The organism is Trebonia sp. (genome assembly GCF_049794275.1).
Taxonomy (GTDB): Bacteria; Actinomycetota; Actinomycetes; order Streptosporangiales; family Streptosporangiaceae; genus Trebonia.
Genome location: NZ_JBARCR010001068.1, coordinates 1 through 14,512, shown reverse-complemented (window position 1 = coordinate 14,512; position 14,512 = coordinate 1). Strand labels below are relative to the sequence as shown.

Genomic DNA, 14,512 nt, shown 5'->3' with positions numbered 1-14,512 from the left:
GCTCGGCTGCGCGTCGGAGAAGAAGGCGCCGTGATCGGCGTCGGTGTGTATCCGGACGCCGAGGATCTTTCCGTCGCGGCTCAGCGCCATCTCGCCCTTAAGGTAGATGTCCCGCGCGAAACCGGTGGAGATGAGGTTGCCCGTCTTGTCCTCGATCCACTTCACCGGGCGCTCAAGCAGGATCGAGGCCAGGATCGAGCAGACGTACCCCGGATAGACGGGCACCTTGTTGCCGAAGCCGCCGCCGATGTCGGGCGAGACGATCCGGATCATGTGCTCGGGGAGCTCGGCCACCATCGCGACCGCGGCGCGGATGATGTGCGGCGCCTGGGAGGTCATGTAGACGGTGAGCTTCGAGGTGGCCCGGTTGAAGTCCGCGATGGACCCGCAGCACTCGATCGGCGACGGGTGGCTCCGCGGGTAGTGCAGCTCGAGCTTGGAGATCACGTCGGCTTGCTCGAAGGAGCGGTCGGTACCCGCCTTGTCGCCGACCTCCCAGTTGTAGACGACGTTGTCCGCCTGGTTCACCTTGTCGTCGCGGATGACCGGCGCGTCGGGCGCCAGCGCCTGCCACGGGTTCACGATCGGCGGCAGCGGCTCGTAGTCGACCTCGATCGCCTCGCACGCGTCCTTGGCGACGTACGGGTCGTCCGCGATGACGCAGGCCACCTCCTGGCCCTGGAACCGCACCTTGTCGGTGGCCAGCACCGCCTGCGTGTCATAGGACAGCGTCGGCATCCAGGCGAGGTTCCGCGTCGCCATCATCTCCCCGGTGAGGACCAGGTGAACGCCGGGGATCTCCCATGCCCTGCTGGCGTCGATCGACTTGATGCGCGCGTGCGGCAGCGGGCTGCGCAGGATCTCCATGTGCAGCATGCCGGGCAGCACGATGTCATCGGTGTAGTTGCCCTTGCCGCGGATGAACCGGTCGTCCTCGACGCGCTTACGGCTGGAGCCGAGCCCGCCGATCTTGATCTCGTCTAGCGCCTGGCTAGTCACCTCATGCCTCCGCTCTGAGCTTCTCGGCCGCCCAGAGCACCGACTTCACGATGTTCTGGTACCCGGTGCAGCGGCACAGGTTGCCGGACAGCGCCCACCGCACGTCTTCTTCCGTCGGGTCCGGGTTGCGGTCGAGCAGGGCCTTGGTGGCCATCATCATGCCCGGGGTGCAGAACCCGCACTGGAGCCCGTGCTCCTCCTTGAACCCCTCCTGGATCGGGTGCAGCTCGCTCTGCGACGCCAGCCCCTCCACGGTCTCAACCTCGCGGCCGTCGACCTGGACGGCCAGCATCGTGCAGGACTTGATCGCCTTGCCGTCGACAAGCACCGTGCACGCGCCGCAGTTGGTCGTGTCACAGCCCCGGTGCGTGCCGGTTAGCGCGAGGCCGCGCCGGATCAGGTCGGCGAGCAGCAGCCGCGGCTCGATCTCGGCCACCTTCTTCTTGCCGTTGATGGTGAACCTGATCTTGCGGACCGGGACCTCGCTCGCTGCCTCGTCGCCGAGGTCGTCGTAGACGATCGTCATGGTCAGGCCGCCCTTTCCGTGCTCGTGCCGGCTGCCGTGCCGTTCTCCGCGACGAGGATGCGCTTGACGAAGACGCTCACCATGTGCCGCTTGTACTCCGCGGTGCCGCGGTGGTCGGTCTTCGGCTGCGCGGCGGCAGCCGCGAGTTCGGCGGCTTCCGCGATGCTCTCGGCCGTGAGCGGCTTGCCGGCCAGCGCGGCGGCCGCCTCGGTGGCGCCGATGGTGGACCCGCCGACGCCGGTGAGCGCGATGCCCGCCCGGACCACGGTGTCCGCGCTGGTTTCGATGGCCACCGCGACGCCGACGGTCGCGAAGTCCCCTACCCGGCGCTCGAGCTTCAGGTACCCGCCGGCCCGCGTCCCCTTGGCCGGCGGCACGACGGCCTCGATCACGATCTCATCGGGCTCGAGGACGTTCTGGAACGGGCCGGTCACGAACTCGGCGAGCGGGATGACGCGCTTGCCGCGCGTTCCCTGCGCGACGACGGAACCGCCGAGTGCCAGCATCACCGAGGCCCAGTCGCCCTGCGGATCGGCGTGGCATACCGACCCGACGAGCGTGCCCCTGTTCCGCACGAGCGGGTCGGCAACCAGCGGCGCCGCCGCGGCCATCGTCGGCTGCGTGCCCTTGAGCAGGTCCGAGTGCTCCAGGTCGGCGTGCCGGCAGAGCGCCCCGACGTGCAGGCTGCCGTCGGCATCCGTCCGGTGGTAGTCCAGGCCCGGCACGTTGTTGATGTCGACAAGCATCTCAGGGGAGGCGAAGCGCAGTTTCATCATCGGCACCAGGCTCTGGCCGCCGGCCAGCACCTTGACGTAGTCACCGCCGTCGCGCAGCAGGCTGATCGCCTCGTCCAGGGACTGCGGCGCCTCGTAACGGAACCGCGATGGAAACATCACTGCCTCCGGTCTTCTGCCGAGTGGGGGTCGGCCACCGCCTGCGGCCCCGACTCGTAGTCGGGGTCGGGGCGCGGCTCCTGATGCGGCGGCCATGGGCCGGAGACCGGCTGACCAGCGATCTTGAGGTAATCGACGAGCTCAGGCCAGGCCCACACGGTGGGGCTCTTGCCTTCCTTGGGCGCGTTCTCTATCAGCTCGAACAGCCGCGGATTGCCCTTGCTGTGTCCGTCGGACTCGATACGCATGCGACGATCTCCCGCCGTCCGGGGACGGGCACCGCGCTGGTACCCGTGTTAACGAGAATTACCGGTATGGTCTCGCCCGCTTAACACAGCTGCAACAGCGAAATAAGCTGTTGCTTAATTGGCCAGGTGACCTAGGTGGAAATGACGGGCAAATCGGCGCTCTCAGCGCCAGGAGCGGCGCCATCAGCTCCAGATGGTGACGTAGACCGGGGGCTTGAACCGGGACGGCGGCACGCCAGCGGCGGGCGAGCGCATCAGCTGCATCGCCTCCGGGGTGTTGAGGAACCGGCGCAGCGCGCTCGCGGCGACGCCGCGCCACTCCCGCTCGAGCAGGGTCACGTGCCAGCACTCCTCCACCGGCAGGCCCGGCATGTCGACGAACGACAGCTCACCGCGTCGCAGCTGGTGAGACACCAGGTGCTCGATCGCCGGCGCCACCCCGGCGCCGTCGGCCGCGGCCGCCCAGGCGGCGGTCTGGCTCTGGAAGACCCCGATGTTGCCGTCCGGGACCTCGAGCCGCTGCAGCAGCCTGGCCGTCTCGCTGCCGGGGTCGGTGCCGGACGGGTCCACCAGCCAGCGCCATTGCCTGGCCGGGCCGCGCGGCAGCCTGTTCCCCGCGGCGACCACGACGAGCCGGTACTTGAAGATGGGCTCGCTGACGATGGGCATCTCGCGCTCGTCGGCGGGCCCAGGCCCGAAGGCGACGTCGGCGAGCCGGTTCCCGATCAGCACGGCCTGCTCGCCGGAGGCGGCGACTCCGGTCGTGACCTCGACGGACCCGGCGAACCTCCGCCGGAACGCCTCCATGAGCGGCCCCGCCACGAACTCAGCGAACGTGGACGTGGCGACGATCCGCAGCTGCTCTGGCGCGCCCTGCGCGGCGCGGACGGCGGCATGCGCCTCGGCGCCGAGCATGACGATCTGCGACGCGGTACCGAGCAGCCGCGTCCCGCCGGGCGTCAGCGTCATGCCGGCCTGGCTCCTGGTGATCAGCTGATCGCCGAGGTCCTGCCTGAGCGCGGTGATGGCCTGCGACACGGCGGACTCGCTGACGCCGAGCGCGCTGGCGGCCGCTCGGACCGACCCGAGCCTGGCCACCAGGACGAAGGCGTTCAGCTGCGTCAGTGTCACACTCATGAACGTACGACATCGCAGGAGCGCGCGCACACTACGGCTTGGGAGGTCTGAGTGCAGGTCCCCGCGCAAGTCGAGTATGAGAAGGCCACCAGCGTCGAACAGGCCCTCGCGCTGCTCGCCAGGTATGCCCCGGGCGCCAGGATCCTGGCCGGCGGCCACAGCCTGATACCGATGATGAAACTGCGGCTGGCGCAGCCTGAGGTGCTTATCGACATCAACGCGATCACCGGGCTGCGCTACATCCAGCCGACCAACGGCGAGCTGCGCATCGGCGCGCTGGCCAGGCACGCGGACCTGCTGGCCGCGCCCGTGGCGAGCGAGCACTTCGCGATCCTGCGCGACGCCGAGCGGGTGATCGCCGATCCCGTCGTGCGGCAGTGGGGCACGATCGGCGGCTCGCTTTGCCAGGCCGACCCGTCAGAAGACCTGTCCGCCGCGTTCGCCGCGCTGAAGGGCTCCATGATCATCCACGGCCCCGACGGCAGCCGGGAGGTGTCCGCGCGGGCGTTCCACACCGGCCCCTACCAGACCGTCGTCGGCCCCGACGAGATGCTCACCGAGATCAGGCTGCCCATCCGGCTCGATGGCGGCAGCGCGTACATGAAGGTGGCCCGGCGGATCGGCGACTGGCCGATCGCCGCCGCCGGGGCGGCGGTCTGGCTGGCGGGCGACGGAGATCGCATCGCCGACGTCGGCATCGGGCTGACCGCGGTCGGCGCCACGCATTTCGTCGCGGCGGAGGCCGAGGAGTTCCTGCGCGGCCAGCCGGCCAACGAGGAGACCCTGGCGCGGGCCGGCGAGATCGCTGCGGAGCACTGCCGTCCTGGCTCCGACCAGCGCGGCCCCGCCGACTACAAGCGGCACCTGGTGCGGGAGCTCACCGCCCGGGTGCTGCGCCTCGCCATCAGCCGGGCCCGCGGGCAGGCACCGTGAAGATCACCGTCACCGTCAACGGAACCGACTACGTACGGGTCGTCGAGCCGCGGCTGCTGCTCATCCACTTCCTGCGCGACGAGCTGCGGCTGACCGGCTCGCACTGGGGCTGCGACACGTCGAACTGCGGCGCCTGCGTGGTGTGGCTCGACGAGACGCCGGTCAAGTCCTGCACCGTGCTCGCCGTCATGGCAGACGGGCGGCGGGTCACCACCGTGGAAGGCCTGCCCAGGGGCGGTGTCCTCGACCCGGTGCAGGACGCCTTCGCCGCCTGCCACGGGCTGCAGTGCGGCTTCTGCACGCCCGGCATGCTCATGACCGCGCGCTGGCTGCTCGACCAGAACCCCGACCCGTCCCCTGAAGAGATCCGAGAGGCGATCTCCGGCCAGGTCTGCCGCTGCACGGGATACGAGAACATCGTCAAGTCCGTGCTGTGGGCCGCCAAGCACGACGGCCGGGCCGAAGGCGGCGGGGCATGACCGGCGCCTACGGGCCAATCCCCCGCAAGGAAGACGCCAGGTTCATCAGGGGGCAGGGCACCTTCATCGACGACATCGCGGTGCCCGGCATGCTGCACGGCGCGATCCTGCGCAGCCCGCTCGCGCACGCCCGCCTCGTCTCTGTCGACGTCACCGCCGCCCTCGCCCACCCGGCGGTCGTGGCCGTGCTCACCGGCGACGACCTGGCGGAACGCGGCATGGCGTGGATGCCGACCGTGTTCGGGGACGTGCAGGCGGTGCTGGCCACCGACAAGGTGCGCTTCCAGGGCCAGGAGGTCGCGTTCGTGGTGGCGACGGACCGGTACGCGGCGCGGGACGCGCTCGAGCTGATCGTCGTCGACTACGAGCCGCTGCCACCGCTGATGGACGCGCTCACCGCGCTCGACCCCGGCGCGCCGGTAGTCCGCGAGGACATGCCAGACGGCAACCGCATCTTCGACTGGTCGGCCGGCGACAAGGCGGCCACCGACGCGGCGTTCGCCGCGGCCGACGTGGTGGTCAGCTGCGACATGATGTACCCGCGGTCCCATCCGGCGCCGCTGGAAACCTGCGGCGCCATCGCCGACTACGAGGCGGTCGGCGGCAGGCTGACCCTGACGGTGACCAGCCAGGCCCCGCACGCCCACCGCACGCTCTACGCGGCCATCACCGGGCTGCCCGAGCACAAGATCCGGGTCGTGTCGCCCGACCTGGGCGGCGGCTTCGGGGCCAAGGTACCCGTCTACCCGGGCTATCTGTGCGTGATCGCCGCCTCGATGGCGACCGGCCGGCCAGTGAAGTGGGTGGAGGACAGGGCGGAGAACCTGATGTCCACCACGTTCGCACGCGACTACCACATGCACGGCGAGATCGCCGCGACCGCGGACGGCGAGATCCTCGCCCTGCGCGCCAAGGTGCTCGCCGACCACGGCGCGTTCAACGCGGCCGCGCAGCCGTCCAAGTTCCCGGCGGGCTTCTTCCACATCTTCACCGGCTCCTACCAGACGCGCGCGGCGTACTGCGAGGTCACCGGCGTGTTCACGAACAAGGCGCCGGGCGGCGTCGCCTACTCGTGCTCGTTCCGCATCACCGAGGCCGTGTACCTGGTCGAGCGGCTGACGGACATGCTGTCCCGCGAGCTCGGCATGGACCCGGCGGAGCTGCGGATGCGCAACCTGCTGCGGCCCGAACAGTTCCCCTACACCACCCCGGCCGGCTGGCAGTACGACTCAGGCGACTACCCGCGGGCGCTGCGGCTGGCCCTGGACATGGCCGGCTACGACGAGCTGCGCCGCGAGCAGGCCGAGCGGCGGGCCCGCGGCGAGTACATGGGCATCGGGCTGAGCTTCTTCACCGAGGGCGTCGGCGCAGGCCCGCGCAGCCAGATGGACATCTTGGGCCTCGCTATGGCCGACGGCGCCGACCTCCGGGTGCACCCGACGGGCAAGGCCGTGCTCGCCGTCTCCGTGCAGACCCAGGGCCAGGGACACGAGACGACGTTCGCCCAGCTCGTCGCCAACGAGCTGGGCATATCGCCGGACGACGTGGACGTGGTGCACGGCGACACCGACCGGACACCGTTCGGCCTCGGCACCTACGGCTCGCGCTCCACCCCGGTGTCCGGGGCCGCGGCCGTCGTCGCCGCCACCCGGGTGCGCGACCGGGCCCGGGTGGTGGCCGCGGCCATGCTCGAGGTCGCCGCGGACGACCTGGAGTGGCTGGACGGCAAGTGGCGGGTGCGCGGCGACCCCGACCTGGGTTTCGGCATCGCGGAGATCGCGCAGGCCGCGCACTCGACGCTCGAGCTGCCTGCCGGGGTCGAAGGCCACCTGGACGCGTCGGCCGTGTACAACCCGCCGAACCTGACGTTCCCCTTCGGCGCCTACATCTGCGTCACCGACGTCGATCCCGGCACCGGCGAGGTGCGAGTGCGCCGCTTCATCGCGGTCGATGACTGCGGCGTCCGGATCAACCCCATGATCGTCGAGGGGCAGGTGCACCGCGGGCTGGCCGACGGCATCGGCATCGCGCTGATGCAGTCCATCGTGTTCGACGAGACGGGCAACTGCCTCAGCGGGTCCTTCATGGACTACCTGCTGCCCACGTCGCTCGAATGCCCGTCGCCGGAACTCGGCGAGACCGTCACCCCGTCGCCGCATCACCCTGTCGGCGCCAAGGGCATCGGCGAGTCGGCCACCGTCGGCTCGCCGGCCGCCGTGGTCAACTCGGTCGTGGACGCGCTCGCCCCGTTCGGCGTGGTGCACGCCGACATGCCGCTGACCCCCGGCAACGTGTGGCGAGCCATCCAGGGCCGCCCGGTCCGCACGGACCTGTCGCTCGGCTGACCGCGCTAAGGGAGCTCGACCGGGAGGCGGATGCCGTCGAGGGCATGCGCGCAGATGTCGTCCTCGCGCTCCGCGGGGAACGAGCCGATGATCTTTGCCACCAGCTCGCGCAGCCGCGACATGTTCGCGGCGAACACCGCGAACACCTCTTCCTGGGTCACCCCGTCACCCTCTTCGACGCCGGCGTCGGTGTCCGTGACGAGCGCCAGCGTCGTGTAGCACAAGGCCAGCTCGCGGGCCAGCACGGCCTCCGGGTGCCCGGTCATCCCGACCAGTGTCCAGCCCTGCGCGGCGTACCACTGCGACTCGGCGCGGGTGGAGAACCGCGGCCCGGGGATGACCACTAGCGTGCCCGAGCCGGCCGGCACCCAGCCGGACTGCCGTGCCGCGGCGATCGCCCGCGCCCGTCCCGACGGGCAGTACGGGTCGGCGAACGGGACGTGCACCGCGTACTCGTCGTAGAACGTCTGCATCCGTCCCCCGGTGCGGTCCACCAGCTGGTCGGGAACGACCAGCGTGCCAGGGCCGTAAGACGGGGTGAGCGAGCCGACCGCGCTGGGCGCCAGGATGCGCCGGACGCCGAGCGACCGCAGCGCCCACATGTTGGCGCGGTACGGGATCTTGTGCGGCGGGAAGCGGTGGTCGCGGCCGTGCCGCGGCAGGAAGGCCACCCGGCGGCCGGCTACCTCGCCGACGAGCACTGCCTCACTGGGCTCGCCGTACGGGGTCTCGACCTTCACCTCGTCGGCGTCGGTCAGAAACTCGTAGAAACCAGAACCCCCGATGACCCCGATGTCGGCGACCGCGGCCATGACCGTCAGGCGACCTTCTCGCCGGAAGAGCCCGAGGAACTGCCCGAGGAAGAGGAGCCGGAGGAACCGGAGGAAGAGGAAGACGAAGCGGACGACGATGACGGCGAGGACTTCTCGCCAGCCTTCTTGTCGCCCTTGTCGCCGTCACCGGTCTTCTTGTCGCCAGCGGAACTCGGGGAGTCGCCGGACGACGAGGACGCCGCCGCCGCGGCCGACGACCCCTTACGGCTGTCAGTCCGGTAGAAGCCCGATCCTTTGAACACGATGCCCACCGGCGAGAAGACCTTGCGCAGCCTGCCGCCGCACGTGTCGTGAACACTCAGCGGGTCGTCAGTGAACTTCTGCACCGCCTCGACCTGATCACCGCACTCGGTGCAAACGTACTGGTAAGTGGGCACGGATCCTCCCGGGGGAGCCAACTCGGTTCGCAGATTAGCACTCTGGCTAGCAGACTGCTAAGGATAACCGTGCACGGGGTCCGCTGATTCCTCAGGCCTTCCTCAGACGGGCAGCCACGTGATCCCCTGCTTAGGCCTCGCCACCGCGCGAACCGCCTGGTCATGCTCTTCCGCGGGCACCGAAGGCAGCAGCTCGGAGTCATACAGCAGCGCGATCGTCGGCACCTGAGGTCCCACCCGGGCCAGCGCCCTGTCGTACGACCCGCCGCCACGCCCGAGCCGCCGGCCGCGCACGTCCACGGCCAGCGCCGGCACCAGGACCACGTCCGCCCGCGCGACCGTGCCGGTCCCGCGCACCGGCTCCACCGGCTGCAGCACGCCGCGCGGCCCTGGCGCCAGCGACTCGGGTCCCTCGTACGACGCCCAGTCCAGGTCGCCGTCTGGCAGCAGCACCGGCAGGACCACGTAACTGCCCCGCTTCCACAGCGCGAAGATCAGTCCGCGGGTATCCGGTTCGGTGCCGACCGAATAGTAGGCTGCGATCGTTCCCGCCGACGTCACCTGCGGCATTTCGAGCACGTGATCCCTGATGAGGCGGCCGCTCTCGTTACGAATCGAATCTGGCATCGCAGTGCGGGCAGCCACCTGCCGCCGGCGCAGGGTGCCCTTGTCGATGTCGTGCACGTTGCTCCCGAGAAGTCATTAGGCTTGACGCATGGTCGGTACCGGCAATGCCAGGACGCCAGCAGTCACCAAAGCTGTGGTGCCAGCCGCAGGGCTGGGCACGCGCTTCCTGCCGGCGACGAAGGCCACGCCCAAGGAAATGCTGCCTGTCGTCGACAAGCCTGCGATTCAGTATGTCGTGGAGGAAGCCGTCTCGGCAGGCCTCAACGACGTCTTGCTCATCACAGGGCGGAGCAAGCGCTCGATCGAGGACCACTTTGACCGGGCGTACGAGCTGGAGGAGGCGCTTGCCGCCAAGGAGGACTGGGACAAGCTCGCCCTGGTCCGCGAGTCCAGCGACCTCGCCACCATGCACTATGTCCGGCAGGGGGACCCGAGGGGCCTTGGCCACGCCGTGCTGTGCTCGGCGCAGCACGTCGGCAGCGAGCCGTTCGCCGTGCTGCTGGGCGACGACCTGATCGACGCGCGGGACCCGCTGCTGACGCGGATGATCGACGTGCGCAACCGCTTCGGCGGCAGCGTCGTGGCGCTGATGGAGGTCGACCCCGAGGAGGTCTCCCTCTACGGCTGCGCCGCGATCACGCCGACCGACGAAAGCGACGTGGCCATGATCACGGACCTCGTGGAAAAGCCGGTCCCCGGGTCGGCGCCGAGCCGGTGGATCGTGATCGGCCGGTACGTCTGCGACCCCGTGGTCTTCGACATCCTGCGCGAGACGCCGCCCGGCCGTGGCGGGGAGATCCAGCTCACCGACGCGCTCAAGGTGCTGGCCGGCAAGGGCGAGCTGCGCGGGGTGCTGTTCAAAGGGCGGCGTTACGACACCGGAAACAAGCTGGACTACCTGCGCACCATGGTGATGTTCGCCGCCGAGCGGGCCGACCTGGCCAGCGAGTTCATCCCGTGGCTGCGCAAGTACCTCGACGGGCTACAGTGACGGCCGGTCACGGGCACGACGGGCCGTTCATTCCCGTCGAGCAGTACCAGTCGGCCATCCTGGCCGCCATCACACCGCTGCCCCCGGTGAGCGTGACGCTCGCCGACGCCGAGGGCTGCGTGCTCGCTGAGGACGTGACAGCGGCGATCTCCCTGCCGTCCTTTGATAACTCGGGCATGGACGGCTACGCCGTACACGCGAAAGACACAATCAGCTCTTCAGAACGGGCGCCCACGACTCTCCAGGTCACCAGCGAGATCGCGGCGGGCGACACCGACACCTATCGGATTTCACCCGGGACCGCCAGCAAGATCATGACCGGCGCGCGAATGCCGGACGGCGCGGACGCTGTCGTGCAGGTGGAATCGACCGACGGCGGTACCGACCGGGTGCAGGTCTACCGCCCGGTCGAGCCGGGCAACGCGGTTCGGTACGCGGGCGGCGACGCCGCCGAAGGCGAGACGCTGCTGTCGGCCGGGGTACGGATGCGGCCGATGCAGATCGCGGTGGCCGCGTCGGCGGGGCGCCGGGCGGTCATGGTCCGGCCCAGGCCGCGGGTCGTCGTGCTGTCCACGGGCAACGAGCTGACCGAGCCGGGCACGCCGCTGGTCCCCGGCCAGATCTGGGATTCCAACAGCTACATGCTCGCGGCCGCCGCCCGTGAGGCGGGGGCGCTCGCCCGCCGGCGCTCCGGCGTGCCCGACGACCCGGCAGGCATGCTGCCCGCCCTCGAAGAACAGCTTGACGGTGCCGACCTGCTGATCACCACCGGCGGGGTCAGCATGGGCGGCGAGCACGATGTGGTGAAGGCGGCGCTGCAGAAGCTTGGCACCGTGGCCTTCAGGAAGGTGGCGATGCAGCCGGGGATGCCGCAGGGGTTCGGCACGATCGGCGAGAAGCGGGTGCCGATTTTCACGCTGCCCGGCAACCCGGTGAGCGCCTACGTGTCGTTCCAGCTGTTCGTCAGGCCCGCGCTGGCGGCTCTGCAAGGCGCCGGCGACCTGGCGCTGCCCGCGGCGAGGGCGACGCTGACCGCTTCGGTGCGCTCACCCGGCGGGCGGCGCTCCTACCTGCGCGGCGTGCTTGACGGCGATCAGGTGACTCCGCTGTCCGGGCAGGGCTCGCACCAGATAGCCGCGCTCGGCCGGGCCAACGCCCTGATCATCGTCCCTGAGGCGGACGCCCGGCTCCCCGCGGGCGAGACGGTCGACGTCCTCGTCCTCCCGTGAACTCAACTTCCCATCACTTTCGGCCCTATTTCTCATCCTCAGATGGCTGACCGCGGTCAGGCAGTCCATGGGTGGCGTCGCTTGCGTCACGCGTAGTCTTCTCCCATGAGCGACGCTGCTCCCGCGACGCGGCTCACCCACCTCGACGAGGCAGGACGGGCCCGCATGGTTGACGTATCGGCTAAGGACGTCACAGTCCGCACCGCGCGGGCGTCGGGGCGCGTGCTGCTGTCACCCGCGGCGGTGGCGGCGCTGCGCGACGGCCGGGTGCCCAAGGGGGACGCGCTCGCGGTCGCGCGGATCGCCGGCATCCAGGGCGCGAAACGAACCCCCGACCTGATCCCGCTGTGCCACCCCCTGGGGCTGCACGGCGTCGCCGTCGACCTGGCCGTCGAGGACGCGGGCGTCTCGATCACCGCCGACGTGCGGACCGCCGACCGGACCGGGGTCGAGATGGAGGCGCTGACCGCGGTGAGCGTGGCCGCGCTGACGCTGATCGACATGATCAAGTCGGTCGACAAGGGCGCGGTGATCACCGACGTACGGCTGGAAGCCAAGGACGGCGGCAAGTCCGGCCCCTGGCGGCGCTCATGATCCGGGCGCTGGCGATCACCGTGTCGAACAGGGCGGCCGCGGGGGTGTACGAGGACCGTTCCGGGCCGGTGCTGGTGGAACTGCTGCGGTCGGCGGGATGCGACGTAGTGGACGGGCCGCTCGTTATACCGGACGGCGACGCGGTGGAGCAGGTGCTGCGGGACTCGGTCACCGCGGAGTACGACGTGGCGATCACCACCGGGGGGACCGGGCTGACGCCAACCGACCAGACGCCGGAGATGACGCGGCGGGTGCTCGACTGGGAGATCCCCGGCATCGCGGAGGCGCTGCGGTCGGCCGGGGCCGCGGCCGGAGTGCCGTCGGCGATCCTGTCCCGCGGGCTGGCTGGCGTCGCGTCCCGCACGCTGATCGTCAACCTGCCCGGCTCGTCGGGCGGTGTACGAGACGGCATGAACGTACTGCGGCCGATACTCCTGCACGCGGTGGACCAGATCCGCGGCGGTGATCACGCACGCGCCGATCCGCCTTCCGACGGGGAGGCGGAGAGTTCCGCGGAAATTGCGTAGAGTCAGGCGCCTACGCTTAGATCGTATTAAGTGTCGCTCAGGGGAATGATAGACAACCGTGGGACGAATCCGTGGGTGGCCGGCCACCATCACCGAGCCTGACCTGCTCGAGGCGCCGGTCGGGCTGCGGCCAGTGCGGGTTTCCGACGCCCGCACCTGGCGCGAGATCCGGGTCCGTAACGCCTCGTGGCTTCGCCCCTGGGAGCCGTCCAACCCCGAGACGCCGCTGCACCGCTCGTCGATCGGGCCGTACGTCGGCATGGTGCGCACCATGCGGCACGAGGCGCGCCAGGGCCAGGCGCTGCCCTGGGTGGTGACCTACGGAGGCCAGTTCGCCGGCCAGCTCACCGTCGGCTCGATCGTCTGGGGGTCGTCGCGCTCAGGGCAGATCGGCTACTGGATCGACGAGGCGTACGCCGGCCGCGGGATCACCCCCACAGCCCTGGCGATGGCCGTGGATCACTGCTTCCGCGTCGTCGGCATCCACCGGCTCGAAGCGTCGATCCGGCCGGAGAACACCGCGTCGCGGCGGGTCGTCGAGAAGCTCGGCTTCCGCGAGGAAGGGACCCGCGTCCGGCAGCTGCACATCAACGGCGCGTGGCGCGACCACATCTGTTACGCGATCACCGCCGAGGAAGTGCCGACAGGGATGCTGCCGCGCTGGCGCAGCTCGCTGTCTCACTCGTCAAGGTCGGGGGCATAACGGTCGATTGCCGTTGATCTTCGCGACACGCCGCGCGGATCCTCGTTATCCACCGTCAGTGCCTTTACGCTGCGTCACGTACGCAACCCAGGTGCCGCGACGAAAAGTGGGGAGGCACGAACCCGGTGAGCAGCGCGATCCTTTACGTTGCGATCGTCGTGATCTGGGCCTGCGTGCTCATCCCCCGGTGGCTGCGCCGGGATTCGGCCCGCGGCGCGGGCAGCGCCGCGGACACTTCGGTACCAGGTGACGTGGTGCCCGGCGATGTCATCCCAGCCGAGGACGCCGCTGACGACGACGAGTCCTGGACGGCCGAGCCGGCGGCCGCCGTCCGGGTCCGTTATACAGAGACGTTCCGTGCCGACGTGACCGTCGAAGCCGAGGCTGACCCGGCGCCAGAGGAAGTTCCCGCACCGGATGCCGGACGCCGCGTCCCGCCGCCGCCGCCGCTGCCGCTGCCGCCCGAAGAATCACGGCGGCGCATGATGGCTGCCCGCCGCCGCCTGCTCGGCATGCTGACGATTCTCGAGATCGCCGCGGTCGCGCTCGCGGTGCTCAAACTCGCCGCGCTCTGGGTTCTCATCCCGCCGTCGATCATGCTGATCGGATACGCGCTGCTGCTCCGTGAGGCGGCGCACGCCGACGCCGAGCGCGCGCAGCGCGAGGAAGAAGCGGCACACGCCAGGCTCAGAGCGCAAGAACGCGCCCGCGAGCGGGCCGCTCAGCGCGCCGCCGCGGCTCGTGCTACTCCAGCTGCCCCGGCCGTCCCGGCCGCTCCGCCGGCGCCCGCCGTGCGCTACGAGGACACGGGTCGTGACTTCGCGCCGGGCCTCGCGGGGAAGTACACCACCTCGAACGCGGAAGTCGCCGGCCGCTCCGACGGATCCGACCAGGACTACGCCGACGAGTACCCGCTGAAGAGGCTCCGCGCCGTCGGCGACTAACGGCCGTGGCACGAGCAGGCGGCAAAGTTTGCTACGCTAGCTCAGGTTCTCGGGGCTGTAGCGCAGTCCGGTAGCGCACCTCGTTCGCATCGAGGGGGTCAGGGGTTCAAATCCCCTCAGCTCCACC

At 70.3% G+C, this 14,512-nt stretch carries 17 protein-coding genes and 1 tRNA gene; 10 read left to right on the top strand and 8 right to left on the bottom strand.

The window, feature by feature from the left end; genetic code table 11:
• The 5 genes from WA805_RS26755 to WA805_RS26735 form a co-directional block, all read right to left on the bottom strand.
• On the bottom strand, positions 1–999 hold a 999-nt coding region (locus WA805_RS26755), incomplete at its 3' end, for a molybdopterin cofactor-binding domain-containing protein (protein ID WP_425243726.1).
• Position 1,000: 1 nt separating this feature from the next.
• Positions 1,001–1,525 (bottom strand): (2Fe-2S)-binding protein, encoded by a 525-nt coding sequence (locus WA805_RS26750; protein ID WP_422278152.1) that lies wholly within the window; start codon positions 1,523–1,525, stop codon positions 1,001–1,003.
• Between the two features lie 2 nt (positions 1,526–1,527).
• Positions 1,528–2,418 (bottom strand): FAD binding domain-containing protein, encoded by an 891-nt coding sequence (locus WA805_RS26745; RefSeq protein ID WP_422278150.1) that lies wholly within the window; start codon positions 2,416–2,418, stop codon positions 1,528–1,530.
• The gene (locus WA805_RS26740; protein ID WP_422278148.1) at positions 2,418–2,666 is read right to left on the bottom strand and encodes a hypothetical protein; all 249 of its coding nucleotides are present in this window, start codon (positions 2,664–2,666) and stop codon (positions 2,418–2,420) included. The genes WA805_RS26745 and WA805_RS26740 overlap by 1 nt, the downstream gene beginning before the upstream one ends.
• A gap of 183 nt (positions 2,667–2,849) precedes the next feature.
• Positions 2,850–3,803, bottom strand: a complete 954-nt coding sequence (locus WA805_RS26735) for a LysR family transcriptional regulator (protein WP_422278146.1) — start codon at positions 3,801–3,803, stop codon at positions 2,850–2,852.
• A gap of 51 nt (positions 3,804–3,854) precedes the next feature.
• On the opposite strand from WA805_RS26735, the gene WA805_RS26730 reads away from it, so the two are divergent.
• The 3 genes from WA805_RS26730 to WA805_RS26720 are packed head-to-tail and all read left to right on the top strand — an operon-like array spanning position 3,855 to position 7,560.
• On the top strand, positions 3,855–4,736 hold the full coding sequence (locus tag WA805_RS26730; protein ID WP_422323828.1) for an FAD binding domain-containing protein: 882 nt from the start codon (positions 3,855–3,857) through the stop codon (positions 4,734–4,736).
• Positions 4,733–5,215, top strand: a complete 483-nt coding sequence (locus WA805_RS26725) for a (2Fe-2S)-binding protein (RefSeq protein ID WP_424564405.1) — start codon at positions 4,733–4,735, stop codon at positions 5,213–5,215. The genes WA805_RS26730 and WA805_RS26725 overlap by 4 nt, the downstream gene beginning before the upstream one ends.
• Positions 5,212–7,560, top strand: a complete 2,349-nt coding sequence (locus WA805_RS26720) for an aerobic carbon-monoxide dehydrogenase large subunit (RefSeq protein ID WP_425243725.1) — start codon at positions 5,212–5,214, stop codon at positions 7,558–7,560. Before WA805_RS26725 ends, WA805_RS26720 begins: the two co-directional genes overlap by 4 nt.
• 5 nt (positions 7,561–7,565) lie before the next feature.
• Here the strand turns inward: WA805_RS26720 and WA805_RS26715 are convergent, their stop codons facing one another.
• From WA805_RS26715 to WA805_RS26705, 3 genes are all read right to left on the bottom strand, one after another.
• Entirely contained in the window at positions 7,566–8,372 is an 807-nt protein-coding gene (locus WA805_RS26715; protein WP_422290407.1) for an S-methyl-5'-thioadenosine phosphorylase, read from the bottom strand.
• 5 nt (positions 8,373–8,377) lie between these two features.
• Positions 8,378–8,770 (bottom strand): FmdB family zinc ribbon protein, encoded by a 393-nt coding sequence (locus tag WA805_RS26710; protein WP_422338114.1) that lies wholly within the window; start codon positions 8,768–8,770, stop codon positions 8,378–8,380.
• Positions 8,771–8,872: 102 nt separating this feature from the next.
• Positions 8,873–9,454: a 5-formyltetrahydrofolate cyclo-ligase gene (locus WA805_RS26705; protein ID WP_422272015.1), complete on the bottom strand. Its 582-nt coding sequence runs from the start codon at positions 9,452–9,454 to the stop codon at positions 8,873–8,875.
• Between the two features lie 31 nt (positions 9,455–9,485).
• Here WA805_RS26705 and galU point away from each other — a divergent pair, with 31 nt between their 5' ends.
• The 7 genes from galU to WA805_RS26670 all read left to right on the top strand — a co-directional run bounded on the left by galU (position 9,486) and on the right by WA805_RS26670 (position 14,510).
• Positions 9,486–10,388 (top strand): UTP--glucose-1-phosphate uridylyltransferase GalU, encoded by a 903-nt coding sequence (gene galU / locus WA805_RS26700; protein WP_422272013.1) that lies wholly within the window; start codon positions 9,486–9,488, stop codon positions 10,386–10,388.
• Positions 10,385–11,617, top strand: a complete 1,233-nt coding sequence (gene glp, locus WA805_RS26695; protein ID WP_425243724.1) for a gephyrin-like molybdotransferase Glp — start codon at positions 10,385–10,387, stop codon at positions 11,615–11,617. The genes galU and glp overlap by 4 nt, the downstream gene beginning before the upstream one ends.
• 105 nt (positions 11,618–11,722) lie before the next feature.
• Positions 11,723–12,211, top strand: a complete 489-nt coding sequence (moaC, locus tag WA805_RS26690) for a cyclic pyranopterin monophosphate synthase MoaC (protein ID WP_422272009.1) — start codon at positions 11,723–11,725, stop codon at positions 12,209–12,211.
• Entirely contained in the window at positions 12,208–12,738 is a 531-nt protein-coding gene (locus WA805_RS26685; RefSeq protein WP_422272007.1) for a MogA/MoaB family molybdenum cofactor biosynthesis protein, read from the top strand. Before moaC ends, WA805_RS26685 begins: the two co-directional genes overlap by 4 nt.
• Before the next feature lie 58 nt (positions 12,739–12,796).
• The gene (locus WA805_RS26680; RefSeq protein WP_422272005.1) at positions 12,797–13,441 is read left to right on the top strand and encodes a GNAT family N-acetyltransferase; all 645 of its coding nucleotides are present in this window, start codon (positions 12,797–12,799) and stop codon (positions 13,439–13,441) included.
• Between the two features lie 125 nt (positions 13,442–13,566).
• The gene (locus tag WA805_RS26675; RefSeq protein ID WP_425243723.1) at positions 13,567–14,385 is read left to right on the top strand and encodes a hypothetical protein; all 819 of its coding nucleotides are present in this window, start codon (positions 13,567–13,569) and stop codon (positions 14,383–14,385) included.
• A gap of 51 nt (positions 14,386–14,436) precedes the next feature.
• A tRNA-Ala gene (locus WA805_RS26670) sits at positions 14,437–14,510 on the top strand.
• Positions 14,511–14,512: the final 2 nt, after the last annotated feature.